This window comes from Sulfitobacter sp. M85 (genome assembly GCF_029285915.1).
Lineage (GTDB): Bacteria > Pseudomonadota > Alphaproteobacteria > Rhodobacterales > Rhodobacteraceae > Sulfitobacter > Sulfitobacter faviae.
The window spans coordinates 1-24,340 of sequence record NZ_JABECQ010000001.1 but is presented as its reverse complement, the minus strand read 5'-3'; the positions used below and the strand labels follow the sequence as shown (position 1 = coordinate 24,340).

At 63.0% G+C, this 24,340-nt stretch carries 25 protein-coding genes; 14 read left to right on the top strand and 11 right to left on the bottom strand.

All coding sequences use genetic code 11. The features are described from left to right. Positions 1-39: 39 nt before the first annotated feature. Together HKX24_RS00125 and smc are read left to right on the top strand one after the other, a co-directional pair. On the top strand, positions 40-330 hold the full coding sequence (locus tag HKX24_RS00125) for a hypothetical protein (RefSeq protein ID WP_168613455.1): 291 nt from the start codon (positions 40-42) through the stop codon (positions 328-330). 228 nt (positions 331-558) lie between these two features. After that, the gene (gene smc, locus HKX24_RS00120; RefSeq protein ID WP_271692403.1) at positions 559-4,014 is read left to right on the top strand and encodes a chromosome segregation protein SMC; all 3,456 of its coding nucleotides are present in this window, start codon (positions 559-561) and stop codon (positions 4,012-4,014) included. Between the two features lie 136 nt (positions 4,015-4,150). On the opposite strand, the gene HKX24_RS00115 is transcribed toward smc, so the two are convergent. Continuing rightward, positions 4,151-4,507, bottom strand: coding sequence for a helix-turn-helix transcriptional regulator (locus tag HKX24_RS00115; RefSeq protein ID WP_271692401.1), 357 nt, complete (start codon positions 4,505-4,507; stop codon positions 4,151-4,153). Between the two features lie 164 nt (positions 4,508-4,671). On the opposite strand from HKX24_RS00115, the gene HKX24_RS00110 reads away from it, so the two are divergent. Beyond that, the gene (locus HKX24_RS00110) at positions 4,672-5,580 is read left to right on the top strand and encodes a LysR family transcriptional regulator (protein ID WP_271692400.1); all 909 of its coding nucleotides are present in this window, start codon (positions 4,672-4,674) and stop codon (positions 5,578-5,580) included. A gap of 75 nt (positions 5,581-5,655) precedes the next feature. Here HKX24_RS00110 and HKX24_RS00105 read toward each other — a convergent pair whose 3' ends face one another. Then, positions 5,656-7,254, bottom strand: a complete 1,599-nt coding sequence (locus tag HKX24_RS00105) for a phosphoenolpyruvate carboxykinase (RefSeq protein ID WP_271692399.1) — start codon at positions 7,252-7,254, stop codon at positions 5,656-5,658. 379 nt (positions 7,255-7,633) lie between these two features. Here HKX24_RS00105 and HKX24_RS00100 point away from each other — a divergent pair, with 379 nt between their 5' ends. Genes HKX24_RS00100 through HKX24_RS00070 form a run of 7 tightly spaced genes read left to right on the top strand, consistent with a single transcriptional unit; the run spans position 7,634 to position 13,012 of the window. Further along, positions 7,634-8,335: a response regulator transcription factor gene (locus tag HKX24_RS00100; RefSeq protein WP_067260621.1), complete on the top strand. Its 702-nt coding sequence runs from the start codon at positions 7,634-7,636 to the stop codon at positions 8,333-8,335. A gap of 42 nt (positions 8,336-8,377) precedes the next feature. Further along, the gene (locus HKX24_RS00095; protein ID WP_271692398.1) at positions 8,378-10,066 is read left to right on the top strand and encodes a sensor histidine kinase; all 1,689 of its coding nucleotides are present in this window, start codon (positions 8,378-8,380) and stop codon (positions 10,064-10,066) included. 21 nt (positions 10,067-10,087) lie between these two features. Beyond that, positions 10,088-10,516 carry an HPr kinase/phosphatase C-terminal domain-containing protein gene (locus tag HKX24_RS00090; RefSeq protein WP_271688325.1) on the top strand — a complete coding sequence of 143 codons (429 nt, stop codon included), beginning with the start codon at positions 10,088-10,090 and terminating at the stop codon, positions 10,514-10,516. Continuing rightward, positions 10,513-11,418 carry an RNase adapter RapZ gene (gene rapZ, locus HKX24_RS00085; protein WP_271692397.1) on the top strand — a complete coding sequence of 302 codons (906 nt, stop codon included), beginning with the start codon at positions 10,513-10,515 and terminating at the stop codon, positions 11,416-11,418. The genes HKX24_RS00090 and rapZ overlap by 4 nt, the downstream gene beginning before the upstream one ends. Further along, entirely contained in the window at positions 11,415-11,807 is a 393-nt protein-coding gene (locus tag HKX24_RS00080) for a PTS fructose transporter subunit IIA (protein ID WP_271692396.1), read from the top strand. Before rapZ ends, HKX24_RS00080 begins: the two co-directional genes overlap by 4 nt. A 16-nt stretch (positions 11,808-11,823) precedes the next feature. Further along, positions 11,824-12,093, top strand: coding sequence for an HPr family phosphocarrier protein (locus HKX24_RS00075; protein WP_067260603.1), 270 nt, complete (start codon positions 11,824-11,826; stop codon positions 12,091-12,093). Positions 12,094-12,127: 34 nt separating this feature from the next. Further along, complete coding sequence (locus tag HKX24_RS00070) at positions 12,128-13,012, top strand: lysophospholipid acyltransferase family protein (RefSeq protein ID WP_271692395.1); 885 nt, start codon at positions 12,128-12,130, stop codon at positions 13,010-13,012. 63 nt (positions 13,013-13,075) lie between these two features. On the opposite strand, the gene HKX24_RS00065 is transcribed toward HKX24_RS00070, so the two are convergent. Further along, on the bottom strand, positions 13,076-13,951 hold the full coding sequence (locus HKX24_RS00065; RefSeq protein ID WP_168612495.1) for a 3-hydroxybutyryl-CoA dehydrogenase: 876 nt from the start codon (positions 13,949-13,951) through the stop codon (positions 13,076-13,078). 156 nt (positions 13,952-14,107) lie between these two features. Between HKX24_RS00065 and HKX24_RS00060 the strand changes: the two genes are divergently transcribed. Then, positions 14,108-14,941 carry a DUF6473 family protein gene (locus HKX24_RS00060; RefSeq protein WP_271692394.1) on the top strand — a complete coding sequence of 278 codons (834 nt, stop codon included), beginning with the start codon at positions 14,108-14,110 and terminating at the stop codon, positions 14,939-14,941. 73 nt (positions 14,942-15,014) lie between these two features. Here HKX24_RS00060 and HKX24_RS00055 read toward each other — a convergent pair whose 3' ends face one another. From HKX24_RS00055 to HKX24_RS00025, 7 genes are all read right to left on the bottom strand, one after another. Beyond that, positions 15,015-15,941 (bottom strand): FAD-binding protein, encoded by a 927-nt coding sequence (locus HKX24_RS00055; protein ID WP_276153746.1) that lies wholly within the window; start codon positions 15,939-15,941, stop codon positions 15,015-15,017. Beyond that, a complete protein-coding gene (locus HKX24_RS00050) occupies positions 15,941-16,699 on the bottom strand; it encodes an electron transfer flavoprotein subunit beta/FixA family protein (protein WP_271692392.1) in 759 nt (252 codons plus the stop codon). Before HKX24_RS00050 ends, HKX24_RS00055 begins: the two co-directional genes overlap by 1 nt. Before the next feature lie 161 nt (positions 16,700-16,860). Further along, on the bottom strand, positions 16,861-17,436 hold the full coding sequence (locus HKX24_RS00045; protein WP_271692391.1) for a cob(I)yrinic acid a,c-diamide adenosyltransferase: 576 nt from the start codon (positions 17,434-17,436) through the stop codon (positions 16,861-16,863). Continuing rightward, positions 17,436-17,642 (bottom strand): twin transmembrane helix small protein, encoded by a 207-nt coding sequence (locus HKX24_RS00040; RefSeq protein WP_067260586.1) that lies wholly within the window; start codon positions 17,640-17,642, stop codon positions 17,436-17,438. Before HKX24_RS00040 ends, HKX24_RS00045 begins: the two co-directional genes overlap by 1 nt. Positions 17,643-17,699: 57 nt before the next feature. After that, on the bottom strand, positions 17,700-18,533 hold the full coding sequence (locus HKX24_RS00035) for an SDR family oxidoreductase (RefSeq protein WP_271692390.1): 834 nt from the start codon (positions 18,531-18,533) through the stop codon (positions 17,700-17,702). A 57-nt stretch (positions 18,534-18,590) separates the two neighbouring features. Next, a complete protein-coding gene (locus HKX24_RS00030; RefSeq protein ID WP_271692389.1) occupies positions 18,591-19,310 on the bottom strand; it encodes an SH3 domain-containing protein in 720 nt (239 codons plus the stop codon). Continuing rightward, entirely contained in the window at positions 19,307-19,534 is a 228-nt protein-coding gene (locus tag HKX24_RS00025) for a hypothetical protein (protein ID WP_271692388.1), read from the bottom strand. Before HKX24_RS00025 ends, HKX24_RS00030 begins: the two co-directional genes overlap by 4 nt. Here HKX24_RS00025 and HKX24_RS00020 point away from each other — a divergent pair. After that, positions 19,524-21,965, top strand: coding sequence for a DNA topoisomerase IV subunit A (locus HKX24_RS00020; RefSeq protein WP_271692387.1), 2,442 nt, complete (start codon positions 19,524-19,526; stop codon positions 21,963-21,965). The genes HKX24_RS00025 and HKX24_RS00020 overlap by 11 nt on opposite strands. 25 nt (positions 21,966-21,990) lie before the next feature. Here the strand turns inward: HKX24_RS00020 and HKX24_RS00015 are convergent, their stop codons facing one another. Next, positions 21,991-23,349, bottom strand: a complete 1,359-nt coding sequence (locus HKX24_RS00015) for a cytochrome P450 (RefSeq protein ID WP_271692385.1) — start codon at positions 23,347-23,349, stop codon at positions 21,991-21,993. 127 nt (positions 23,350-23,476) lie between these two features. Between HKX24_RS00015 and HKX24_RS00010 the strand changes: the two genes are divergently transcribed. Both HKX24_RS00010 and HKX24_RS00005 read left to right on the top strand, forming a co-directional pair. Next, positions 23,477-24,055, top strand: a complete 579-nt coding sequence (locus HKX24_RS00010; protein ID WP_271692384.1) for a hypothetical protein — start codon at positions 23,477-23,479, stop codon at positions 24,053-24,055. A 162-nt stretch (positions 24,056-24,217) separates the two neighbouring features. Next, positions 24,218-24,340: GTP-binding protein (locus tag HKX24_RS00005; protein WP_276153375.1), on the top strand; the 123-nt coding region annotated here is incomplete at its 3' end.

Genomic DNA, 24,340 nt, shown 5'->3' with positions numbered 1-24,340 from the left:
GTTAGGCTTTTGTTAACTCTGCAGGGGCAGGGTTGAGCCATGCGGTTGCTCGTTATCATTGTAGTCTTATTCAGCCTCGCGGCCTGTACGGCGCCCAGTCGGGAGTTTCGGGGGCTGCCAGCGCAGCGGATCACCGTGGAGGGGTCGGTGTTCGATGTCCGCGTTCGAGGGGAGCGGGCAGAGGCGGTGCGGGTAAACACCCAATACGCACCGCGCTTTGGCCCCATCCGCGCGCGGGCCGGGCGCGCGATGGCACTGGTTAGCGGCTGTGAGGTGAAGGAGGTTCTGGGCGATCAGGCGCTGGCGCTTGGGGTGTTGGATTGTGATTAGCCCGGGCTTTGTATTGCGGCATCGCATGGGGCGAGGGGCGCGGAATGGGCGAAGCGTGCTATCGACCCGATCCAACCGCGTGCCCGATAGGGCAACCTCGCCGATCAAGACAATATCTTGTGGATAACCGCCGACCGCCCCCTCTCCCTTGGGGCTTTTGATTGACTCGGACCCATGCCAAACGGCAAGTTCGCCGCTCAGGCGAGAATCAATCACGGCAGGGCTAACTTGCGCTTTTCCAAACTCAGATTAACCGGCTTCAAAAGCTTTGTGGACCCGACCGACCTCGTCATTTCCGACGGGTTGACCGGGGTCGTGGGGCCGAACGGCTGTGGCAAATCCAACCTGCTCGAAGCGCTACGGTGGGTGATGGGCGAAAACCGCCCCACGGCCATGCGCGGCGGCGGTATGGAAGATGTGATCTTCGCCGGAGCCTCCTCCCGGCCCGCACGCAACTTCGCCGAAGTGGCGCTGCACCTAGACAACAGCGACCGGCTCGCGCCTGCGGGGTTTAACGAGCAAGACGCGCTTGAAATCGTCCGCCGGATCACCCGCGACGTGGGCAGTGCCTATAAGGTGAACGGCAAGGATGTGCGTGCCCGCGATGTACAGATGCTTTTCGCCGATGCCTCGACCGGGGCGCATAGCCCCGCTTTGGTGCGGCAGGGGCAGATTGCCGAGTTGATCAACGCCAAGCCGAAAAGCCGCCGCCGCATTTTGGAAGAGGCCGCTGGCATCTCGGGGCTGTATCAGCGCCGCCATGAGGCCGAGTTGAAACTCAACGGGGCGGAGCAAAACCTCGCCCGCGTAGATGATGTGGTCGAACAACTGGCCGCGCAATTGGCCACGCTGGCCCGGCAAGCCCGGCAGGCGGCGCGGTATCGTGAGATTGGCGAAGCATTGCGCAATGCCGAGGGCTTGCTGCTGTATCGCCGCTGGCGCGAAGCCGATGAGGCGCGTGCGAAAGCCGAGGGGGAACTGCGTGCCCGCATCGCCGCCACGGCAGAGGCCGAAGCGCAGGTGCGCCGCGTGGCCGAAGGGCGTGAGGAGGCCGAAGCCGCCTTGCCGCCCCTGCGCGAGGAAGAGGCGATTGCGACTGCGATCCTGCAACGTTTGACCACGCAGCGCGACACGTTGACTGAGGAAGAGGCACGGGCGGCGTCGCTGATCGAAACCCTGACAGGCCGCATTGCCCAACTGACCCGCGATATCGACCGCGAAGGCGGGCTGAATCGCGACGCGGAAGAAACGATCGCGCGGCTCGAAGAGGAAGCGGAAGACCTCACCAAGGCGGACAAGGGGCACGACAGCGCGGTTGAGGCGGCGGAACAGGCTGCGCGGGAGGCAGCCGAAGTCTTGCAAACCCGCGAGGCCGATCTTTCGCAGCAGACCGAAGACGTGGCCCGTTTGGCGGCGCGCCACAGTTCGGCGGAACGCCTGCTTCAGGACAGCCGCAAGACGTTGGAAAAGTCGGAAGCCGAGGCCCGCAAGGCCCGCGATGCGGTGGCGCAAAGCCAAGCGACCCTCGACAAGGCCGGGCTAGATTTCGCGGCGGCTGAGAAGGCCGAAGCCGCTGCCGTCACCGCCTCGGCGGCGGCGGATGCCGCCCTTTTGGCTGCCGAAGAGACTCGCGCCGACACGCAATCGCGCGAGGCTGAGGCCCACGCGGAGCGCTCTGAGGCGGAGGGCGAGGCCAAGGCTCTGCGCGCCGAGGTTGGCGCGCTGGCAAAGCTGGTGGAGCGTGACAGTGCCGAAGGCGGGCAGGTTCTCGACCGGTTGCAGGTGGAACAGGGCTTTGAGAAAGCGCTCGGCGCGGCCTTGGCCGATGACCTGCGCGCGCCTGAGGTAGAGGCCGATCGCCCCTCAGGCTGGGCGCATTTGCCGAGCTACCCGGCGCCTCAGCCACTGCCCGCCGGGGTGACGCCGCTCACACAGCATGTCACCGTGCCGCAGGTGCTAGAGCGCCGGATGGCCCAAGTCGGACTCGTTGACGCCGACGCGGGCGCTGAGCTTCAGGCGCAGTTGCAGCCGGGGCAGCGCTTGGTGTCGAAGGAGGGGGACCTCTGGCGGTGGGACGGTTTCCGTGCCATGGCCGAAGATGCGCCATCGGCCGCCGCGCTGCGCTTGCAGCAGTTGAACCGGTTGGAAGTCCTGAAACAGACGTTGGAACAGGCCAGCACCCGTGCCGATGCCGCGCGGGCGGCGCATGAGACCCTCCAGCAGCAATTGGCCGAACAGGCCGAGGCCGACAAACGGGCCCGCGAGGCGCGGCGCGATGCGGACCGGCAGGTCGCCGAGGCGGGCCGCGCGTTAAGTCGGGCAGAGGCGGATCGCAACCTCGCCCAAAGCCGGTTGGAATCCCTCGGCCTTGCCGTGAAGCGCCATGAGGAAGCCGCGATCACCGCGCGGGCCGAGGTGATGGACGCCGAGCGCACGCTGGCGGGCTTGGATGACCTTTCCGCCGCCCGTGCGACTGTCGAGGATGTCCGCATGACGGTCGAGGCGTCGCGGATCACCATGATGTCGCGCCGCTCGGCCCATGACGAATTGCGCCGCGAGGGCGAGGCGCGCAGACGGCGGCTGCAAGAGGTCGCGAAAGAGGTCAGCGGCTGGCGAAATCGCTTGGAGACGGCGGGCAAGCGCAGCGCTGAATTGGTCGAGCGCAAGACCGCGTCGGAGGCCGAATTGACTGAGGCGAGCGCCGTTCCGGCGGAGATCGCGGCGAAGCGGGAAGACCTGTCAGGCGCGATCACCTCTGCCGAGGCCCGCCGCGCCCATGCCACGGAAACGCTGGCCGCCGCGGAAGCCGCCTTGAAAGCCGCGACGGATGCCGAGCGCGACGCGGAGCGGCAGGCATCGGATGCGCGGGAGGCCCGTGCCCGGGCCGAGGCCCGCAGCGATGCCGCCCGTGAAACGGTGACCCATGCGGCAGAGCGCATTCAGGACGAACGGCAAAGCACGCCCGAGGCGCTGCGCGATGCGCTTGATGTCGAGACGGATCAGATTCCACCGGTGGAAACGCTTGAAGAGGACGTGAACCGATACAAGCGGCAGCGGGATTCCTTGGGCGCAGTGAACCTGCGCGCCGAGGATGATGCGAAAGAGATACGCGAAGAGCACGAAGCGCTGCTGACTGAGAAGGCCGATCTGGAAGAAGCGATCAAGACCCTGCGCAGCGGCATTGCGGGCCTCAACCGCGAGGGGCGGGAGCGGCTGCTGACCGCCTTTGATCAGGTGAACGCGAATTTCTCGATGCTGTTCACCCATCTCTTCGGCGGCGGTGAGGCGAACCTTGTGATGGTCGAAAGCGACGATCCCTTGGAAGCCGGGTTGGAGATCATGTGCCAGCCGCCGGGCAAGAAGCTGAGCACCCTCAGCCTGCTGTCGGGTGGGGAGCAGACATTGACCGCGATGGCGCTGATCTTTGCCGTCTTCCTCGCCAATCCGGCCCCGATCTGTGTGCTGGATGAGGTCGACGCGCCGCTTGATGACGCAAATGTGACCAGGTTCTGTGATCTGCTGGATGAGATGTGCCGTCAGACCGACACGCGCTTTCTGATCATCACGCACCATGCGGTGACGATGGCCCGGATGGACCGGCTCTTTGGCGTCACCATGGCGGAGCAGGGGGTGAGCCAGTTGGTTTCTGTCGATTTGAAAAAGGCGGAAACGCTGGTCGCGTAAAGGTGGGAGACGCCGGTTCCTTTAACCGGCCCTTAAAGCGGGTGCGCATCAGTTTGCCGCGGGCTGTATTGGCCGCTGGTCAGTTGTTATGAGCCGTATGTTTGTTATCGGTATGTGCGTAAACGAACTTCTGCGTTCAGCCTTTCCGCGACACGGTGACGCCGGAAACATCCTCAATAAACGTTAAAATTCGGGCCTTTACGGCATCGTCCTTGATAGAGCCGATGGCGCTTACGATGTCGAGAGAAGGGTCGTTTCTGCTCTCGGGGGTGTCATCGTCAAGCCCTTCGAAGAAATAGCTGGGGGTGACATCCAGTATACGGGCCAGCTCATGCAAACGGCTGGCGGCGATCCGGTTGGAGCCGATTTCATACTTCTGGATCTGCTGAAAGGACAGTTTGAGTTCGCGTGCCACATCGGTCTGGGATTGCCGTCGCAGGGTGCGTGCCTGCTTGAGCCGGCGACCGACGTGAACGTCTACGGGGTGGGACATGGTTCAATACCTCAGGTTGAGTACAATATATTCACTACCCGCAATGTATTGAGGATCAATTGCCTAGTTCTGGCCTCTTTGCGTTAACCAATTCACCCTAGCTGTATGGATTATGTTGCGTTACCGGGTGATTCATGTACCATCTCTTGCCTATGAACCAGCATATGTCGGATATTGAGCGGGTCGCACCCGTGCCCCAAGCCTTGCAGAAGGACCCCGCTCCGGCGCTTCTGTTCGAGATGATGCGCTCTTTCGTGACGCTGGCGCATACTTTGAACCTCAGCCATGCGGTCGCCGAATTGGCCAGCACGCGGCAAACGGTACGGCGACATATCCAGCAGTTGGAAGAGGCGATGGCCGCGCCGCTGTTTACCATCGAAAATCGCCGCTATTCCCTGACCAAGGTCGGCCTGGAAGCCTTGCCCGAGGCACGCGATATTCTCGATCGGGGCAAGCTGTGGCTGGATGGCAAAACGCGCCATGCCGATGGCATGCTGCGCCTTTCGCATGAAGAGCCGAACGGTTGGTCCTTTCACCAACAACAGCAGCCTCTGTCGCTGATCTGGGACGGTGGCTCTGCCATGCTTCAGGCCGTGTTGCAGGCGTGGAGCTTGAGCCGGGGTGAGTTGGAAAGCGAAGCCTTTCGCGCCATGCGCCCCTATGTGTTGGTGTATCGCGATTCGCCCAATGGATGGATTTGTACCGAAGTGGGGGAGAAATCCTTTTACACGCAATGGTGGGGCTGGACCAACGCGCGCAGCAGCATAGGACGGCCGATCAAGCTGTTTCCGGGCGGGCCTGAGTTCGAGAATATGCTGAACTACCCCTTTCGGGAGGTCGAAGCGACCTGTGGCGTTCGCTTGGACGAGGTGGTCACCGAAATCCCGCGGGAGGAGGGGGGCGCGCCGGTGCCTTTGGCCTATAAACGTTTGCTGATGGCCGGGCGCTATCCGGATAAGAGCTTTGCCCTGATCGCGGCGGTTGATCGGTCGACCTCGGTCAATATCGTCGGCGTCGATGATAGTTTCCTGCGCGAGATGCCTTTGGATGCGAAGGTGACTTTCGCAGGCTAAGGGTTACGGAGCGTGAGATGCGAAAAGGGCCGCCCAACAGGGGCGGCCCTTTCTGTTTCATCCTTGGCGAAAGGCTCAGCTGATCGCCGCGGCTTTCACGTCGTCGTCGATATGGGGCAGGTACTGCTCGAAGTTGTCCGAGAACATCTTGACCAGTTTTGCCGCCTGACGGTCATAGGCTTCCGGGTCGTCCCAAGTGCGGCGCGGGTCGAGCAGAATGTCGGCGACGCCGTTCACCTCGACAGGGACATCGAAGCCGAAGTTCGGATCCTTACGGAACTCGGCATCCGCCAGACGGCCCTCGAGGGCGGCACTCAGCAGGGCGCGGGTCGCCTTGATCGGCATCCGCGAGCCGGTGCCGTATGCGCCGCCGGTCCAGCCGGTGTTCACCAGCCAGCAGGTGGCGCCGTGCTGGGCGATCTTTTCGCGCAAGAGGTTGCCGTAAACCTCGGGCCGGCGCGGCATGAAGGGGGCGCCGAAACAGGTGGAGAATGTGGGCTCCGGCTCGGTTACGCCACGCTCGGTGCCCGCCACCTTGGAGGTGAAGCCCGACAGGAAGTGATACATCGCCTGCGCCGGGCTCAGCCGTGCGATCGGGGGCAGCACGCCGAAGGCATCGCAGGTCAGCATGATGATGTTTTTCGGGTGGCCGCCGACGGCCTTCTCACTTGCGTTCGAGATGTAGTGCAGCGGGTAGGCGGCGCGCATGTTGGCGGTGAGCGAGTCGTCGTCGAAGTCGAGCTCGAAGGTGTCGGGATCGAAGACCATATTCTCGATCACGGTGCCGAACTTGGAGGTCGTTGCGTAGATCTCCGGCTCCGCCTCGGGGTTGAGGTTGATGGTCTTGGCATAGCAGCCGCCTTCGAAGTTGAAGGTGCCATTGTCGGACCAACCGTGCTCGTCATCGCCGATCAGCGTGCGCTCGGGATCGGCGGAGAGGGTGGTCTTGCCGGTGCCCGAGAGGCCGAAGAAAACCGCGGTATCGACCGGGTTGCCGTTGGCGTGGTTGGCCGAGCAGTGCATCGGCATGATGCCTTTTTCCGGCAGCAGGTAGTTCAGCAGGGTGAAGACCGACTTCTTGTTCTCGCCCGCGTATTCGGTGCCGCCGATGAGGATCATCTTACGGTCGAAGTTCATCGCGATCACGGTTTCGCTGCGGCAGTCATGCTTGGCCGGATCGGCTTGGAAGCTGGGGCAGTTGATGACGGTGAAATCGGCGGTGAAGTCCTTCAACGCTTCGGCATCGGGGCGGCGCAGCATGGTGCGGATGAAAAGACCATGCCAAGCCAGCTCGGTAACCATGCGCACGTTGATCGCATGTTTGGGGTCCGCCCCGCCGACGAGGTCTTGGACGAAGTAGTCCTTGCCTTGCATATGTGCGAGCATGTCTTCGTAAAGCGCGTCGAAGCCCTCGGGCGACATCTCGGCGTTGTTTTCCCACCAGATGCTCTCGGCCACGCTGTCGGTCTTGACCACGTGTTTGTCCTTGGGCGAGCGGCCCGTGAACTTGCCGGTGGTCACGAGGAAGGCCCCGCCTTTGCCAAGGCTGCCTTCGCCCCGTTTCAATGCCGCCTCGACCAGCGCAGGCTCGGTCAGGTTGTAATAGACATCGCCAAGCCCGCTGATCTTTTGATCCTCAAGGCTGAACTGCGGGTTTACCCGTCCAAATGTCATATGATGTCTCCTGTGGTAGCGCGTGAGCAGCGCAGAACGTGTCCGAGCGGGCGCAATTGCCCTGGGCGTCGGGGGCCTTGAGAGCCTCTTAACACGGGCGTTTTCTGGTTGAACAGGCAGCTTTGTCACAGTTAGCGCCATCATCTAAAACTTTGTTTCCGAGCGCTTAGAACCCGGCCCAATGCGGCGCGCGGGGCCCCGGCTTCCTCTTGGAGCGGGCCGGTCAAAGTGCGGCAATTTAGCCATTCCTAACCAAATTATGACGGAATTGGTGCATCTCAGAGGCACGATTCGCACTTAAGGATTGATTCGATCTGGAATATTGGAGATCACTGACTCCAAAAATAAGAACGAATTGAGCAGCATAAGGAAGCAGGCAATGTCAAAGATCGCATTGGTAGACGATGACAGGAACATCCTGACATCCGTTTCGATGACTCTTGAAGCTGAAGGTTTCGAAGTGGAAACCTATAACGATGGCCAAGCGGCGCTGGACGCCTTCAACAAGAAACTGCCCGATATGGCGGTGCTGGACATCAAGATGCCCCGTATGGACGGCATGGATCTGCTCCAACGTCTGCGCCAGAAAACAGCGATGCCGGTGATCTTCCTGACCTCCAAAGACGATGAGATCGACGAGGTGCTGGGTCTGCGCATGGGGGCTGACGATTACGTCAAAAAGCCCTTCAGCCAGCGCCTGTTGGTCGAGCGTATCCGCGCTCTTCTGCGCCGCCAAGACGCGGTCGAGACCAATGAGGTCGGCGATACCGAAGAGACCAAGGTGATGGAACGCGGCGATCTGCGGATGGACCCGCTGCGCCACGCGGTGAGCTGGAAGGGCAAGGATGTGTCGCTGACCGTGACCGAATTCCTGCTGCTGCAAGCCCTCGCGCAGCGCCCCGGTTTCGTGAAATCGCGCGACCAACTGATGGATGTGGCCTATGATGATCAGGTCTATGTGGATGACCGCACCATCGACAGCCACATCAAGCGCCTGCGCAAGAAGATGCGCAGCGCGGATGATGAATTCTCGGCGATCGAGACGCTTTACGGCATCGGCTATAGATATAACGAAGAGTAAACCCGTCGGTTAACGCGGGTCGAAAGGAAGCTTGTGCGGGACATGGCTGCTGGCAGGGACGGTGATGTTGTACTGGGGGACGATTGGGTCACTCCCGACAGTGCCGCGCCGGATGAAATTCGGGTCAAGCGCGAACGGCGGGGGCTGTTCTCGCTCCGCTCCTCGCCGCTGACGCGCAAGATCATTACCTTCAACCTGATCGCGCTGAGCGTTCTGGTGGCGGGGATCCTCTACCTCAATTCCTCGCGCGACAGTCTGGCGCTGCAACGCGCTGCGGCGCTGGTCTCTGAGACCGAGCTGATCGCCGATGTGATCGAAGCGCAACTGCCCGCGGGTGCGCCGGTGAACCTGACCACCGGCGATGGCGTCGATGTGGCTGCCACGCTCGACGGGCTGGACCTGCGCGGCGGTATCGAAGTCTTTGTCTATGATCCGGCGGAAACCTTGGTCGCCCGCACCGCAGGCAGCCTCACCGTGGCCGAGGCCCTCGCCGCCTCCGAGGCGGGTGAGCGGACCTTGCTGAACGACGGGTTGAATTGGCTTTGGGACCGGGTCTCGGCCCCCTTCAGCACCGATGAGCTCACCGCCACCCCGCCGCTTGAAGAGCAATTGCGCGGCATGGTTGGCACCAGCGTGATCAGTGGCACCCGGCGCGAAGGCACGCTTGCCATCGAAGGCGGCACGCTTTTCAGCGTGGTGACTCCCATCATGCAGGGCGAGACCCCCGTCGGCGTGGTCGCCGTGGCCAGCGCCGCGGGAGAGATCGACCGCCTTGTGCGCAGCGAACGCGAGCGCGTCTTGCAGATTTTCGTCATCGCGACCCTCGTCTCCATCGGCCTCAGCCTCGTTCTGGCCTCGACCATCGCCAATCCGCTGGCCGACCTCTCTGCCGCCGCCGAACTGGGCCGCGACAAGGACGCGCGCAAAATGAACCCCGGCCGCATCCGCATTCCCGATCTGACCGCGCGGCCTGATGAGATTGGCCGCCTGTCAGGCGCGCTGCGCGGCATGGTCTCGGCGCTCTACAACCGGATCGACGGCAACGAACAATTCGCCGCCGATGTGGCCCATGAGATCAAGAACCCGCTCGCTTCGCTCCGGTCTGCCGTGGGCACGCTGCGCATGGTCAAGCGCGACGACCAGCGCGAGAAACTGCTGGATGTGATCGAACATGACGTGCGCCGCCTCGACCGTTTGGTGAGCGACATTTCCAATGCCTCGCGGCTCGATTCCGAACTGGTCAAGGAAGAGGAAGAGCCCTTCGACCTGCTGCAAATGCTGGGCAATCTGGGCCAGTACCTCGGCGAAGACGCGAAATCCAAAGGCATCGATTTCATCACTGATCTCCCCGCTGCGCCGATCACCGTGCATGGGCTGGAAGCCCGTTTGGCGCAGGTCTTTGTGAACCTGATCACCAACGCGATTTCCTTTTGCGAAGACGGCGACGCGATCCGGGTCTGGGCCCGCAAACGTGCCAATCGCGTGTTGATCGTGGTCGAGGACACCGGCCCCGGCATCCCCGAGCAGGCGCTCGGCAAAATCTTTAAACGCTTCTATTCGCAGCGCCCCGAAGAGCATTTCGGCAATAACTCCGGCCTCGGCCTCGCAATCTCCAAGCAGATCGTCGAAGCCCATGGCGGCGTGATTTGGGCCGAGAACATCCGCCCGACCGAAGCCGACATTACCTCCGAACCGCTCGGCGCGCGTTTTGTCGTGGGGCTGCCCACCTGAATCCCGGGCGCGGGGCCTGATATGACCGTCGAGCGCGAAAACCTCCACGCCAGCTGCGTGGCGATCAATGGGCGCGGGGTGCTGATCCTTGGGCCGTCGGGTGCAGGCAAATCGGCGCTCGCCCTGCAACTGATCGCCCTCGGTGCCAAGCTGGTGGCCGATGATCGCACCGATATCATGCGCGAGGGGGATCAGGTGATCGCCAGCGTCCCCGAGCCGATCCGTGGCCTGATCGAGGCACGCTATGTGGGCATTCTGCGGGCCGAGGATCACGGCCCCGTGCCGCTGGCCCTCGTCGTCGATCTGGCCCGCACCGAAGACCAGCGTCTTCCCGAAGGGCACAGCCATATGCTACGGGGTGTCACGTTGCCCTGTTTTCACAAATGCGATAGCGCTCATTTTGCGGCAGCAATTCATCTGTATATGTCAGGTGTGGAAGAACCGAATTGATCAGTCAGACCTCATCAACAGACCCCGCCCCCCGGCGGTTGGTCCTTGTCACCGGCCCTTCGGGCGCCGGGCGGTCCTCCGCGCTCAACGTGCTGGAGGATGCGGGGTTTGAGGCGATCGACAACCTGCCGCTGCGGCTGCTGCCCGCGCTGCTTGACCGCCCCGGCGATGCGCAATCGGTGGCCTTGGGGATCGACGCCCGCAACCGGGACTTTTCCACCGAAGGCGTGCTGGAGCTGATGGGCCGCCTAACGGCTGAACCGGGGTGGCGCGCGGAACTGCTCTATCTCGACTGCGCGCCCGATGTGCTGCTGCAACGCTTTTCCGAAACCCGCCGCCGCCATCCGCTGGCCCCGGCTGACCGCCCAGTCGACGGGATCGCACGCGAGCAGGAACTGCTCCACCCGATCCGCGCCCGTGCCGACGTGCTGATCGATACGACAACGCTGAACGTTCACGAGCTGCGCGCCGAGGTCGAGCAATGGTTCGCCCCCGGCGGGCAACGCCAACTCACGGTCTCGGTACAAAGCTTTTCCTACAAGCGGGGCCTCCCGCGTGGCGTTGATGTGGTGCACGACTGCCGCTTTCTGAACAATCCCTATTGGGTGCCCGAATTGCGCAGCAGCGACGGGCGCGACCCTTCCGTCGCGGCCCATGTGGCGGGGGACAAACGCTACGCGGATTTCGCCGACAAGGTGCTCGACCTCAGCCTCCTGCTCCTGCCCGCCTACCGCGAAGAGGGCAAATCCCATATCTCCATCGCCTTTGGCTGCACGGGCGGGCAACACCGCTCTGTCGCCATGGCCGAAGATCACGCTTTGCGCCTTGCAGAGCAGGGCTGGCAGGTGTCAATTAGGCATCGAGAGCTGGACCGTCAGCATCGTGAAGGAAGCAAGCCGTGATCGGGATCGTCATCGTCGCACATGGGGGGCTGGCGCAAGAATATCTTGCCGCCATCGAACATGTCGTGGGATCCCAATTCGGCGTGCGCGCCATCGCCATCGAAGCCGACCATGACCGCGCAGACAAAGAACGCGAGATCTGCAGCGCCGCCGATGCGGTGGACCAAGGCGCCGGTGTGGTGGTTGTCACCGATCTTTTTGGCGGCTCCCCCTCGAACCTCAGCCTCTTGGCCTGCCGCCCGGAAAACCGCCGGATCATCTACGGCGCGAACCTGCCCATGCTGATCAAACTCGCCAAATCGCGGCATATGGATGTGCCCGATGCCGTGCGTGCCGCGCTCGAAGCTGGTAAGAAGTATATCGACAGCCAGAATGTCAGCGCAGGTTAGAAGGCCCCAAGACGTCATGCCCGAATTTTCTTTAAAGATCGTTAACGAAAAAGGCCTGCACGCGCGCGCCTCCGCCAAATTGGTCGAGGTGGTCGAGGCGTTTGATGCCCGCGCTGAAGTCAGCAAGGATGGCATGTCGGCCTCGGGCGACAGTATTATGGGGCTCTTGATGCTCGGCGCGTCGCGCGGCACCACCATCGATGTCCAAACCTCCGGCCCCGATGCCGAGGCCTTGGCCGAAGCTTTGACCGCCCTCGTGGCGGATAAGTTCGGCGAAGGGTTTTAGGCCCGCCAAGCGGGAAAAAGGATCCGCCGACCCCATGGAAGACGTGCAAAACATCGCGGCCGAGCCGGCCCAGACAGGCGACGGCACGGTGACCTTCACCAAATACGACCGCCGCAGCCTGTCCTATGCCTCGACCTTCGATGACCCATGGAAGGCGCGGGTGATCTCCGCGATGGAGCTTTTCACCGGCAAGCTCAAAATCCTGCGTCTGATCCGTAAGTTCGAACAACGCGGCACCCCCTCGGGCCAAGCCTTTTGGCGCGCGGCACTCGACACGATGGGCATCGACCTCACAACCCCGCAAGAGCAGTTGGACCGCATCCCGAAAGAAGGACCGGTCGTGGTCGTGGCAAACCACCCCCACGGCATGGTCGACGGTATGATTTTCGCCGATCTCATCGGCCGCGTGCGCCCCGATTACCGTATCCTCACCCGGTCGCTGCTCACTTCCATCGACGAGGTGGCGGGCAGCTACATGATCCCGGTGCCCTTCCCACATGACCCGGATGCGCAGCGCAAAGGCGTGGAAATGCGCGCCAAGGCCATGGCCCACCTCAAAGAAGGCGGCGTCGTGGCGCTCTTCCCCTCCGGCGTCGTCGCAGCCTCGGAAAGCTGGTGGGGCCCGGCGGTCGAAGCGGAATGGAACGTCTTCACCGCCAAGATGATCCGCCGTTCCGGTGCGCAGGTGGTGCCGATGCGCTTCCCGGGCCAGAACAGCCGCGCCTATCAGATTGCCAACAGGCTCAGCCCGATGCTGCGCCAAGGGCTCTTGCTGCATGAAATCGCCCACGCCTGCGACAAACCCCAAGGGCCCATCGTCGGCCACCCGCTCGCCCGCGAAGAGATCGACCGCTGGGCCGACGACCCGCGCGGCTTCATGGCCTGGCTGCGCGCCCATACTCTGGCGCTCACCAACTAAACTTCATCCTTTTAAAAATACCCTCGGGCGCGATGGGGGCAGGGCCCCCAACACCCTCGCAACTCAGCGCGTCGGAACGGGCTTTTCGCCGCGGTAGTCATAGAACCCGCGCTGCGTCTTGCGCCCCAACCACCCGGCTTCGACATATTTGGTCAGCAGCGGGCAGGGGCGATATTTCGTATCCGCCAACCCGTCATGCAGAACGTTCATAATGGCAAGGCAGGTGTCCAGACCAATAAAGTCCGCAAGCTCCAGCGGCCCCATCGGATGGTTCGCCCCCAGCTTCATCGAACTGTCGATCGACTCGACGTTGCCGACCCCTTCGTAGAGCGTATAGACCGCCTCGTTGATCATCGGCATCAGGATGCGGTTCACGATGAAGGCGGGGAAATCCTCGGCCGAGGCGGCGGTCTTGCCCAAACGGTCCACCACGGCTTTGCAAGCGTCATAGGTCTCGCTGTCCGTGGCGATGCCGCGGATCAATTCGACCAGCTGCATCACCGGCACAGGGTTCATGAAGTGAAAGCCCATGAATTTCTCGGGCCGGTCTGTGCGGCTGGCAAGGCGGGTGATCGAGATCGAGGAAGTGTTCGAGGTCAGGATCGTCGTCGGTTTCAAATGCGGGATCAGGTCTTCAAAGATCGCCTGTTTCACCGTTTCGCGCTCGGTCGCGGCTTCGATCACCAGATCGCTTTGGCCCAGATCGCTTAGCGTCTGCGTCGTGGTGATCCGCGCCATGGCGGCGTCCCGGTCGGCGGCGGTGATCTTCTCGCGGCTGACTTGGCGGTCCATATTGCCGGTCACGGTTTTCATCGCTTTGGCCAGCGCATCGGCGCTGACATCGTTCAGCAGCACGTCGTAGCCTGCCAGCGCCATGACATGGGCGATCCCATTGCCCATTTGCCCCGCTCCCACGATACCGATTGTCTGGATGTCCATGGCCTGTCCTTTGCTTGAGTTCGGCGCACAATAGGGCGCGTAGCGGGGGTGCCGCAAGGGCAGCTGTTTACGAAATATCACGACAAATTCGCCCGTTAACAGAATCGCAGCCCCTGCTGTGCAATCTGGCTTTGGGTGAACAAAAAGGTGGGTTCGATGACCTATGATGCAGTGGGGCCAGCGCCTCTGGACTATTTGCCATGCCGCTATGGCACGTCAAAGCTGATGTTTCGCGGCCCGCGCCGCAGGTTGGAGGCGCCCTATATCGCCTTTCTCGGCGGGACGGAGACCTATGGAAAATTCATTGAAGAGCCGTTTCCCGCACGGGTCGAGGCCGAGATCGGCAAGACCTGCGTGAACTTCGGCTTTCCCAATGCGGGGATCGACGCTTTTGCCCATGACCCTTTCGTTGCACAGGCCGCCTCGCAGGCAGATGTGACGGTGGTTCAGGTCATGGGGGCGCAGAACATGACCAACCGTTTCTATTCCGTGCACCGGCGTCGGAACGACCGTTTCGTCGGGGCCTCCGCGCTGTTGCAGACGATCTACCGCGAGGTCGATTTCTCGCAGTTCCACTTCAACCGGCACATGCTGACGCACCTCATGCAGGTCTCGCCCGAACGGTTCGAAGCGGTGCGCGCGGAGCTTCAGCAGGCGTGGATGGCACGCATGCGCTTGATGTTGGGGCAGATACAGGGGCGCACGCTGCTGCTTTGGCTGGCTGACCGCCCGCCGGTCGCAATAGCAGCGCAGCCGCTGGGAGAGTTGGGCCATGATCCGCTGTTCGTGACACGAGAAATGTTGGACGCGGTGGCCCAGCACGCCACGGCCAAGATCGAGGTCGTCACTCCAAAAGACCCCTCTGCCGGGCCGACGGCTGGAATGGTCGTCAGTGAGTTCGAGGCGCAGGCCGCGTCGGAAATGCTGGGCCCAATGGCTCATGCCTCTGCCGCCGCCGCTTTGACCGATGCGCTGCAAAGCATGTCCTGACGCTCCCGGTAGGGGCATGCACGAAAAAGGCCCGCCGAGAACGGCGGGCCTTTGGTGTCTCATATGAGAAGCCTTACAGCTTTTCGATCAGTTCCGGCACCGCGTCGAAGAGGTCTGCCACAAGGCCGTAGTCGGCAACTTGGAAGATCGGCGATTCTTCGTCTTTGTTGATCGCGACGATGATCTTGGAGTCTTTCATCCCGGCAAGGTGCTGGATCGCACCCGAGATGCCAACCGCGACATAGAGGTCGGGGGCGACCACTTTGCCGGTCTGACCCACCTGCCAGTCGTTCGGGGCATAGCCCGAATCGACCGCCGCGCGGGAGGCGCCAACGGCCGCGCCCAGTTTGTCGGCAAGTTTCTCGATCAGGGCAAAGTCCTCTTCGGAGCCGACACCGCGACCACCGGAAACCACCACGCCCGCGCTTGTCAGCTCGGGGCGGTCCGATTCGGCGACCTTGTCTTCGACCCATGTGGACAGGCCGGGGTTCTCGGCTGCCGAAATGGTCTCGACCGAGGCGGACCCGCCGTCACCGGCGGCATCGAAGGTCGATGTGCGGAAGGTGATGACTTTCTTAGCGTCGTTGGACTTCACGGTCTGCACCGCGTTGCCCGCGTAGATCGGGCGCTCAAAGGTGTCGGCATCGACAACACCGGAGGCATCCGAGATGACCATGACATCAAGCAGGGCCGCAACGCGGGGCATGATGTTTTTGGCGTCCGTAGTGGCGGGCGCGACGATGTGGTCGTAGTCACCGGCAAGGCTGACGATCAGCGCCGCGGTGGCTTCGGCCAGACGGTGGCCCAGCATCTCGTCTTCGGCAACCAGCACCTTGGAGACGCCGTCGATCTTGGCCGCCGCTTCGCCTGCCGCCGCGGCAGAGCTGCCCGCCCCCAGAATGGTCACGTCGCCCAGTTGCTTGGCCGCGGTCACCGCCTTGGCGGTTGCGTCCATCGACAGTTCGCCGTCGGAAATCTCTGCAATCAGAAGAACAGCCATTACACAGCCCCCGCTTCTTTGAGTTTCGCCACAAGCTCGTCGACCGAGCCGACCTTGATGCCAGCGGCGCGTTCCGCGGGCTCTTCGGTCTTCACGATTTCCAAGCGGTTGGAGACGTCGACGCCGTAGTCCTCGGCGGTCTTCTCATCCAGCGGCTTTTTCTTGGCCTTCATGATGTTGGGCAGCGAGGCGTAGCGCGGCTCGTTGAGGCGCAGGTCCACGGTGACCACGGTCGGCATGGTGACTTCGATGGTCTGCAAGCCGCCGTCGACTTCGCGGGTCACTTTCGCCTTGTCGCCTTCGATGGCGATGTCGGAAGCAAAGGTCGCTTGCGACCAGCCCATCAGCGCCGAGAGCATTTGCCCGGTGGCGTTCATGTCGTTGTCGATCGCCTGCTTGCCGCAGAGCACGAGGCTCGGCTGTTCCTCGTCGACCACGGCTTTGAGGATTTTGGCCACGGCCAGCGGTTCGATGTCCTTGTGCACATCGTCCGAGGCCACCACGAGGATCGCGCGGTCGGCACCCATGGCGAGGGCGGTGCGCAGCGTTTCCTGCGCTTGCTTCACACCGATGGAGACGGCGACGACCTCATCAGCCTGACCGGCTTCCTTCAGACGAATCGCCTGTTCGACGGCGATTTCGTCGAAGGGGTTCATCGACATTTTCACATTGGCAAGATCAACACCCGATCCGTCCGCTTTGACACGAACTTTCACGTTATAGTCGATCACGCGTTTGACAGGCACCAGTACCTTCATGAGCGGTCTCTCTCCTCAGTTTGCGACGCGGGCTGGTGGCCCGGTCTCCCTAATTCTCCAGACGGGTGTAACGAAGCGGATCGGATCAAAACAGGCCAAAATCGGCAGGTTGGCAGTTTTGAACGCGGCGTTTTCCCGGTTTTTCGTCTGTTAGCGCTATTTTACGCCCGGTTCGCCCCCGGCACCCAAAGCACGTCTTCCTTGCCCGCGTTATTTGCCATCCGCGCGGCGACGAAGAACCAATCGCTTAGCCGGTTCAGATAGGTCACGCAGGCGGGGTTCACCGCCGTTTGCTCAGCCAGCAACACCGCCAGCCGCTCGGCGCGGCGCGCCACGGTGCGGCAGACATGCAGATGCGCCGCCAGCGCGCGCCCGCCGGGCAGGATGAAGCTGCGCAGCGGCTCCAACTCGGAATTCATCACGTCGATCTCACGCTCCAGCCGGTCGACCTGTTCTTGGGTGACCCGCAGGGGCGGGTATTCCGCATCCTTATCGGCTTCCATATCGGGGCGGCAGAGGTCGGCGCCCAGATCGAAAAGATCGTTCTGAATGCGCGCCAGCGCTTCATCCGTGGCGCCCTTAGTCTCAAGCCGTGCCACCCCGACAAAGCAGTTCAGCTCATCCGAAGTGCCATAGGCCTCGACCCGCGCGTCATGTTTGGCGACACGGTCGCCATTGCCAAGGGCGGTGGTGCCCTTGTCCCCGGTGCGGGTGTAAATCTTGTTCAGTACAACCATCAGATCGTGCCCCCTCGGAAATAGACATAGGCAAGGATCAGCAGCACGGCGATGAACTGCGCGATGATCCGCCAGCGCATCAGCTTATTGGCGTTGCGTTTGTTGAATTTGCCCCCGGTGGCAAAGCCGCCCAGCCCCATCAGGAGCACAACGGCGACCGCCACGACAGAGATCAGGACGATCACGAAAAACGGATCATTTGGCATGGGCTGTCCTTTCGTTGCCCCGAGATGTAGCGGCACCGTGCAGCCGCGCAACCAAAATCAGCGGCTGGTGACCCAGTCCAGCGCGCGCGTCGGCAGGATACGCCGTAAAACACCGCCGATATGCGTTGGGGTTGTGACGAAATAGCGCGGGCGGGGTCGGGGGGATTCGACGGCGTGCACCAGCTTCTCGACCACCGCCTCGGGCGGGAGTTCGAAGCGGTCCTTCTTGCCGCTGTCGTCATAAAGCCGGGGGCGCATGGTGCTTTCATACTCCGCCGCGCGGGGGCTGCTTTTCCAGTCGATCCAGCGCTCGAAACGCGGAATGGCCTTGGTCCGCAGTTTCGAGGTGACAGGGCCGGGTTCGATCAGGATCACCGCGACCCCGGTGCCGCGCATCTCAAGCCGCAGGGTATCGGTCAGCCCTTCAAGGGCGAATTTCGTGGAATTATACGCCCCGCGCCACGGCATCGCCACCATGCCAAGCACCGAGGAACATTGCACGATCCGCCCATGCCCCTGCTTGCGCATCACCGGGATCACCGCGCGGGTCAGGCTGTGCCAGCCAAAGAAATTCGCCTCGAATATCTCGCGCAGGGCATCGGTGGGGAGGTCTTCGACCAACCCGGGCGTGGCGTGGGCACCGTTGTTGAACAGCGCGTCGAGCGTGCCGCCGGTTTGGTCCAGCACATGGGCAAGCGCCGCTTGGATGCTGGCCTCATCGGCGTAATCGAGGCGCGGCGCGTCGAATCCTTCGGCTTGCAATCGGTCGCAATCCGCTTGTTGGCGGCAAGCAGCGAAAACGCGCCAGCCACGGGCGCGCATACCCTGCGCGGCGGCATAGCCGATGCCGCTGGAACAGCCGGTGATGAGGATGGAGCGGGTCGCAGACATGCAAAGGGCCCTTCGTGTGAAAGGCCCTTCATCGCGCGATGATATGGGATTGGCAAGTTAGCCGTTGCTGAGCAGGAAGTCGGCCATCCAGCCGGATTCGCTGCCGTCGACGCTGCGGAAACGCACCCAGCCTGCGCCATTGTCTTCGATCACTTCGACGGCGTCGCCTTTGCCGAGCTTGCCGACCACGCCGAAGTTGGTGCCCGGACCGCCGCGGACATTGACGCGGGTGCCGTTGACTTCGCGAATGTCGGCCTGGGTCGTGCTGACAAAGGTCGCGCCGTTGTCAGCGCCTTCGATCAAGCTCGGGATAACAGCGGGCGCATTGGCGCTTGTCGTCGTGTAAGCGGCCTTTTCCACTTTGGGGGTGCTGACGGCCTTGGCCTTCACCACTTTCGCCCCGGCGCGGTTCGCGGGGGTGGCCACGGCTTTTTGCACCATCCCGTCATTGGCCTGCGGCAGGTCCCCGTCATTGGCCTGCGGCAGGTCGCTCAGCGTCGTAAGGTTCAGCGCCACGCGGGTTGCTGTGGCATCACGCGCAGGGGTCCGTTCGGCGAAGGGGGTGATCGGGCTTTCCGCCTTGCGGGCCGCGTTCGCGGCAGTGGCAGTGACAAGGTTGGAAGAGGGGTTTGCGCTGGCGATCAGGGCCGCCTCGGCCGCCTCGGCCGCTTCGGCACTGGCCGTTTGCGAGCCTGCGGGCACGAAGTCGGCCCCGCCGCTCATTTCGTAGAATGCCCAGCCCATGAAACCAAATGTCAAAAAGATGAACCGTTTCATTTTTGCTGTTCCTCGTCCCGTGTCAAACCATGTTGCTGTTGAGAGACCAACGCGAAACCTCGCGAATGGTTCATTTCCGATTGGCAAGAATTCGCATAGCCGGAAAGTATTGCTTTTTTCTCACTTGAAACCGTGCCAGCGGCCATCTTGCCGAGTCGTTTGCGGGTAATCTGTCGCTTGCCCGCTCTGGCGTGCTTGGCTAAAAGACCCGTCATGTCAGACACAAGCACACCCCCAGAACTCGACCCGAATGACCTGTCCGAGCCGCTGCGCCGCGCCTTGGGGGATCGTTACCTGACCTATGCGCTGAGCACGATCATGCACCGGGCGCTGCCCGATGCCCGTGACGGGCTGAAGCCGGTGCACCGCCGCATCCTCTACGCGATGCGCGAGTTGCGGCTGTCGTCCACCGGGGGCTTTCGCAAATCAGCGAAGATTTCGGGCGACGTGATGGGTAACTATCACCCGCATGGCGATGCCGCGATCTACGACGCGATGGCGCGTCTGGCGCAGGATTTCAACGTGCGCTACCCGCTGGTCGACGGGCAGGGCAATTTCGGCAACATCGACGGCGACAACCCGGCGGCCTCGCGATACACCGAGGCGCGGATGACCGCCGTGGCCGAGGCGATGCTGGAAGGGCTGAACGAGAATGCCGTCGATTTCCGCGAAAACTACGATGGCACGCTGACCGAGCCTGCTGTGCTGCCCGCTCAGTTCCCGAACCTTTTGGCCAATGGCTCCTCAGGCATCGCCGTGGGCATGGCCACGAACATCCCGCCGCATAACATCGCCGAACTTTGCGACGCCTGTATCCACCTGATCAAGACGCCGGACGCACGCGACGACACGCTCTTGAACTACGTCCCCGGCCCGGATTTCCCCACCGGCGGCATCATCGTCGAGCCGCCCGAGAACATCGCCAACGCCTATCGCACGGGCCGCGGCTCCTTCCGGCTGCGCTGTCGTTGGGAGGTCGAGGATCTGGGCCGTGGCGCGTGGCAGATTGTCGTCACCGAGATTCCCTATCAGGTCCAGAAGTCCAAGCTGATCGAGAAGATCGCCGAGCTGATCCAGACCAAGAAGATCCCGATTCTCGCCGACATCCGCGACGAATCCGCCGAAGACATCCGCATGATCATTGAGCCGCGGTCCAAAAACGTCGAACCGAATGTGCTCATGGGGATGCTGTTCCGCAACTCCGATCTGGAGGTGCGATTCTCGCTCAACATGAACGTGCTGATCGACGGGCAGACGCCCAAGGTCTGTTCGCTCAAGGAAGTGCTGCGCGCTTTCCTCGACCACCGGCGCGAGGTGCTGCAGCGCCGTTCGCGGCACCGGATGGACAAGATCGACCACCGGCTTGAGGTGTTGCAGGGCCTGATCACGGCGTTTCTGAACCTCGACCGGGTGATCGAGATCATCCGCTACGACGAAGACCCCAAGGCCGCGTTGATGTACGAGGACTGGAGCCGTGCGCATCAGGACACGCTCAGCCGCGCCATGGACGAGGCCGCTTATGTCTCGCCGCTCGCGGGGGTCGATGTCTCGAAACTGGCGGTCATCGCCGATGCCGAGGCGCAGGCCACCGGCGTGCTGGCCGAGAGCGGCGACACCCGCGCGATCCCGCACAGCTACGCAGGCCGCGAGAACGGTCTGTCGGACGTGCAGGCCGAGGCGATTCTCAACATGCGCCTGCGGTCCTTGCGGCGTCTGGAAGAAGACGCGCTGGTCGCCGAGCGTGACGCGCTGATGACCGAGCGTGCGGGGCTCGAAGACCTGTTGGAAAGCGAGGACCTGCAATGGTCCACCATCGCCGACCAGTTGCGCGCGACGAAAAAGCAGTTCGGCAAGGATTGGGTGATCGACGGCGTGAAGCGCGGCCAGCGTCTGACCGAGTTCGACACCGCCGGAGAGGTCGAAGACGTGCCGATCGAGGCGATGATCGACCGCGAGCCGATCACCGTGGTCTGCAGCCAGATGGGCTGGATCCGCGCCATGACCGGCCATATCGACCTGAACCGCGAGTTGAAGTTTAAGGACGGCGACGGCCCGCGCTTTATCTTCCATGCCGAGACGACGGACCGGCTGCTGGTCTTCGGCTCGAACGGGCGGTTCTACACCGTCTCCGCCGCCAATCTGCCCGGCGGGCGCGGCATGGGCGAGCCGCTGCGCTTGATGGTCGACCTGCCCAACGAGGTGCAGATCGTCTCGCTCTTCATCCATCAGCCGGGGCGCAAGCTTTTGGTGGCTTCCACGGCGGGCGACGGTTTTGTCGTGCCCGAGGATGACGTTGTGGCCCAGACCCGCAGCGGCAAACAGGTGCTCAACGTGCGCGGCGAGGGGGTCACGGCGCTGGTCTGTCACCCCGTCTCGGGCGATAGCGTCGCCACGGTGGGCGAGAACCGCAAGGTGCTGGTCTTCGGCCTCGACGAGCTGCCCGAGATGGGCCGGGGCAAGGGCGTGCGACTGCAGAAGTTCAAGGACGGCGGCCTATCGGACGCCATCACCTTCACGCGCGAGGCGGGTCTCACTTGGCAGGACCCGGCGGGCCGCACGCGGACCGAGGCCGATCTGGCCGAGTGGACCGGCAAGCGCGCAAGTTCGGGCCGCATGGCCCCCCGCGGCTTCCCGCGCGACAACAAGTTCACGTGAAACACCCGCGCCCCTCGGGGCGCGGTCAGTCCAGCGGCTCGGCGGTCATCCAGACGCCGCCCTCGGGGCGCAGGGTCAGGATCATCACCGGCTCCGGGTCGCGGCCCGGCACCGGGGTGAATTTGAACCGCCCCAGCAGGGTGGCGAGGATGATCACCGCCTCCTGCAGCGCAAAGCTCGCCCCGATGCAGATGCGCGGCCCGTCCCCGAAGGGCAGATAGGCGTAGCGGTCGATCGCCTTGCGGTCAGCGAAACGCTCAGGCTGGAAGGCATCCGGGTCCTCCCAGAGCAATTCGTTGCGGCCAAGCGCGTAGATCGGGATCATCACCGTGTCCCCGGGCCGGATCTCGCGGTCGCAGAGCGTGTCGTGCTTCTGCGCTGTGCGTGAGATGATCCCGGCGGCGGGGTAGAGGCGCAGCGCCTCGTCGATGATCATCCGCACCAGCGGCAATTTATCTACGTCCTCGCCGGTGCAGGCACGGCCCTGAAGCACGGCGCGCACCTCGCCCCGGGCGCGTTCTTGCATCTCGGGGTCGAAGCCCATCAGGTACATCGACCACGCCAGCGTCAGCGCCGTGGTTTCATGGCCCGCGACGATGAAGGTCAGCAGGTTGTCGCGCAGCTCGCTAGTGTTCATCTGGCGCTTGGTCTTGGGGTCCTCGCCCTCCAGCAGCAGATCCAGCAGGTCGGGCGTGCCGTCATGGCCGCGCGCGACTCGCGCCTCGATCGCCTGATCGGCCATGGCCTTCATCTGCTTCAGCGCCTGACCGGACATCATCCGCCCCGGGCGCGGCAGCCAGTCGGGCAGGCCGAGGATGTCGAACAGGCTGATCTTGCCGGCCTCGGCGATATAGTCGTCGATGGCGCCATGCACCTTGTCGCGGTCGAAGGTGCCGTCGCCCGAAAAAGTAACGTCGCCGATCACCTCGAAGGTCGTCGTCACCATCTCGTCGAGCATGTTGACCGCGCGTGGCCCGGCGGCGGCGATGCGCTCGGCTGAGCGGTCAGCGGCGGCGCTCATCACCGGGGCGAGGTTGCGCACGTTGCGTTGTGAGAAAACGGGTGCAGCCGCCCGACGCTGCCAGCGCCAATGCGCGCCCTCTGCGATGAAGAGCGACTCGCCGATGGCGGGGCGCAACAGGTTCTTGGTGACGTCGGACTTGGGGTAGTCCTCCAGCCGGTCCAAGAGGATCTGCCGGATCGCGCCGGGGTCCATCACCATATGCCAACGCTTGCCGGTCTTGCCCGAGACCATGGGCTGGGTGGTGGCGATCTTGGGAATGATGCTGAGCACATTGTGACGCGCCATCTGCAGGCTGCCGAGCATGCCGACAGGCTCGGTAACGAGCGGCACGCGAACGGGCAGGGGGCGGGCTTGGGTCATCTTGCTGTCCTCACTTTGAGTCTAAGATAGACCGGCCCGGGGACTGCGCAACTGCGGCAAATGATTGCGCCCCTTGGGCCCATCGGCTACCCCTTTTCGAAACCTTAACACCCCTGAGGGATTGCCCATGCTGAGAGTTCTTGCCCTGTTGACCTTCGTCGCGACGCTGGCCGCCTGCAACGGGGCATCCGACCTCGACAAGGCGCCGACCCCGCTGGGGGATTTCAACCTGCACCACAATATCGTGGTGGCCCCCAAGGCGCAGAAGGGGCCGCTCAGCCGCGAGGTGAGCAAGGACGAACTGGCCGAGGCCGTGCGCGCCGCCACCGCCGAGCGCTTTGACCGCTACGAGGGCGAGCGGCTTTATCACTTCGGCATCAGCGTCGAGGGCTACGTCCTGGCCCAGCCGGGCATTCCGCTGGTCTTTGCGCCCAAATCGATCCTGATCCTCAACCTGACGGTCTGGGACGACGCCAAGAACAAGAAGCTGAACCCCGAGCCGCATCAGATCACCGTCTTCGAATCCCTCGATCAGGGGCCGGTGGTGGGCTCGGGCTATACCAAATCCGCCGAGGAGCAGCTGAAGAACCTCAGCCAGAACGCGGCCAAGGCGATTGAGACCTATCTGGTTAAGAAAAACCGCGAAGAAGGTTGGTTCAACGGCGGCACAGCGCTGTCCCCCGCCGGGGAGCCGGAGGATAAATAGCCCATAGCCGGGGCGCGCCCGACCGATGCGGCAGGCCCACGGTGGGCTTTAAGTGGCGCCAAGACGCAAGTCTCGCTTGATTTTACCGCTCGAACCCAATACATCGCCCGCCAGATAGGGTTCGGGTCCCCGTTGGGGCCCCTCAATTAAAAGGGCGCCACCATGGCAAAGGCAAAGTTTGAACGCACCAAACCGCACGTCAACATCGGCACGATCGGCCACGTTGACCACGGTAAAACCACGCTGACCGCGGCGATCACCAAGTACTTCGGTGACTTCCAAGCG

Bases quoted from the DNA above. Each gene is read 5' to 3' on its own strand.
- HKX24_RS00035 (WP_271692390.1), bottom strand. From the start codon at position 18,533: ATGTCTGCGACCCGCTCCATCCTCATCACCGGCTGTTCCAGCGGCATC.
- HKX24_RS00020 (WP_271692387.1), top strand. From the start codon at position 19,524: ATGTCAGACACAAGCACACCCCCAGAACTCGACCCGAATGACCTGTCC.
- HKX24_RS00125 (WP_168613455.1), top strand. From the start codon at position 40: ATGCGGTTGCTCGTTATCATTGTAGTCTTATTCAGCCTCGCGGCCTGT.
- HKX24_RS00110 (WP_271692400.1), top strand. From the start codon at position 4,672: ATGTCGGATATTGAGCGGGTCGCACCCGTGCCCCAAGCCTTGCAGAAG.
- HKX24_RS00015 (WP_271692385.1), bottom strand. From the start codon at position 23,349: ATGACCCAAGCCCGCCCCCTGCCCGTTCGCGTGCCGCTCGTTACCGAG.
- HKX24_RS00090 (WP_271688325.1), top strand. From the start codon at position 10,088: ATGACCGTCGAGCGCGAAAACCTCCACGCCAGCTGCGTGGCGATCAAT.
- HKX24_RS00115 (WP_271692401.1), bottom strand. From the start codon at position 4,507: ATGTCCCACCCCGTAGACGTTCACGTCGGTCGCCGGCTCAAGCAGGCA.
- HKX24_RS00095 (WP_271692398.1), top strand. From the start codon at position 8,378: ATGGCTGCTGGCAGGGACGGTGATGTTGTACTGGGGGACGATTGGGTC.
- HKX24_RS00045 (WP_271692391.1), bottom strand. From the start codon at position 17,436: ATGGTTGTACTGAACAAGATTTACACCCGCACCGGGGACAAGGGCACC.
- HKX24_RS00070 (WP_271692395.1), top strand. From the start codon at position 12,128: ATGGAAGACGTGCAAAACATCGCGGCCGAGCCGGCCCAGACAGGCGAC.
- HKX24_RS00065 (WP_168612495.1), bottom strand. From the start codon at position 13,951: ATGGACATCCAGACAATCGGTATCGTGGGAGCGGGGCAAATGGGCAAT.
- HKX24_RS00050 (WP_271692392.1), bottom strand. From the start codon at position 16,699: ATGAAGGTACTGGTGCCTGTCAAACGCGTGATCGACTATAACGTGAAA.
- HKX24_RS00055 (WP_276153746.1), bottom strand. From the start codon at position 15,941: ATGGCTGTTCTTCTGATTGCAGAGATTTCCGACGGCGAACTGTCGATG.
- HKX24_RS00060 (WP_271692394.1), top strand. From the start codon at position 14,108: ATGACCTATGATGCAGTGGGGCCAGCGCCTCTGGACTATTTGCCATGC.
- HKX24_RS00100 (WP_067260621.1), top strand. From the start codon at position 7,634: ATGTCAAAGATCGCATTGGTAGACGATGACAGGAACATCCTGACATCC.
- HKX24_RS00040 (WP_067260586.1), bottom strand. From the start codon at position 17,642: ATGCCAAATGATCCGTTTTTCGTGATCGTCCTGATCTCTGTCGTGGCG.
- HKX24_RS00010 (WP_271692384.1), top strand. From the start codon at position 23,477: ATGCTGAGAGTTCTTGCCCTGTTGACCTTCGTCGCGACGCTGGCCGCC.
- HKX24_RS00030 (WP_271692389.1), bottom strand. From the start codon at position 19,310: ATGAAACGGTTCATCTTTTTGACATTTGGTTTCATGGGCTGGGCATTC.
- HKX24_RS00105 (WP_271692399.1), bottom strand. From the start codon at position 7,254: ATGACATTTGGACGGGTAAACCCGCAGTTCAGCCTTGAGGATCAAAAG.
- HKX24_RS00075 (WP_067260603.1), top strand. From the start codon at position 11,824: ATGCCCGAATTTTCTTTAAAGATCGTTAACGAAAAAGGCCTGCACGCG.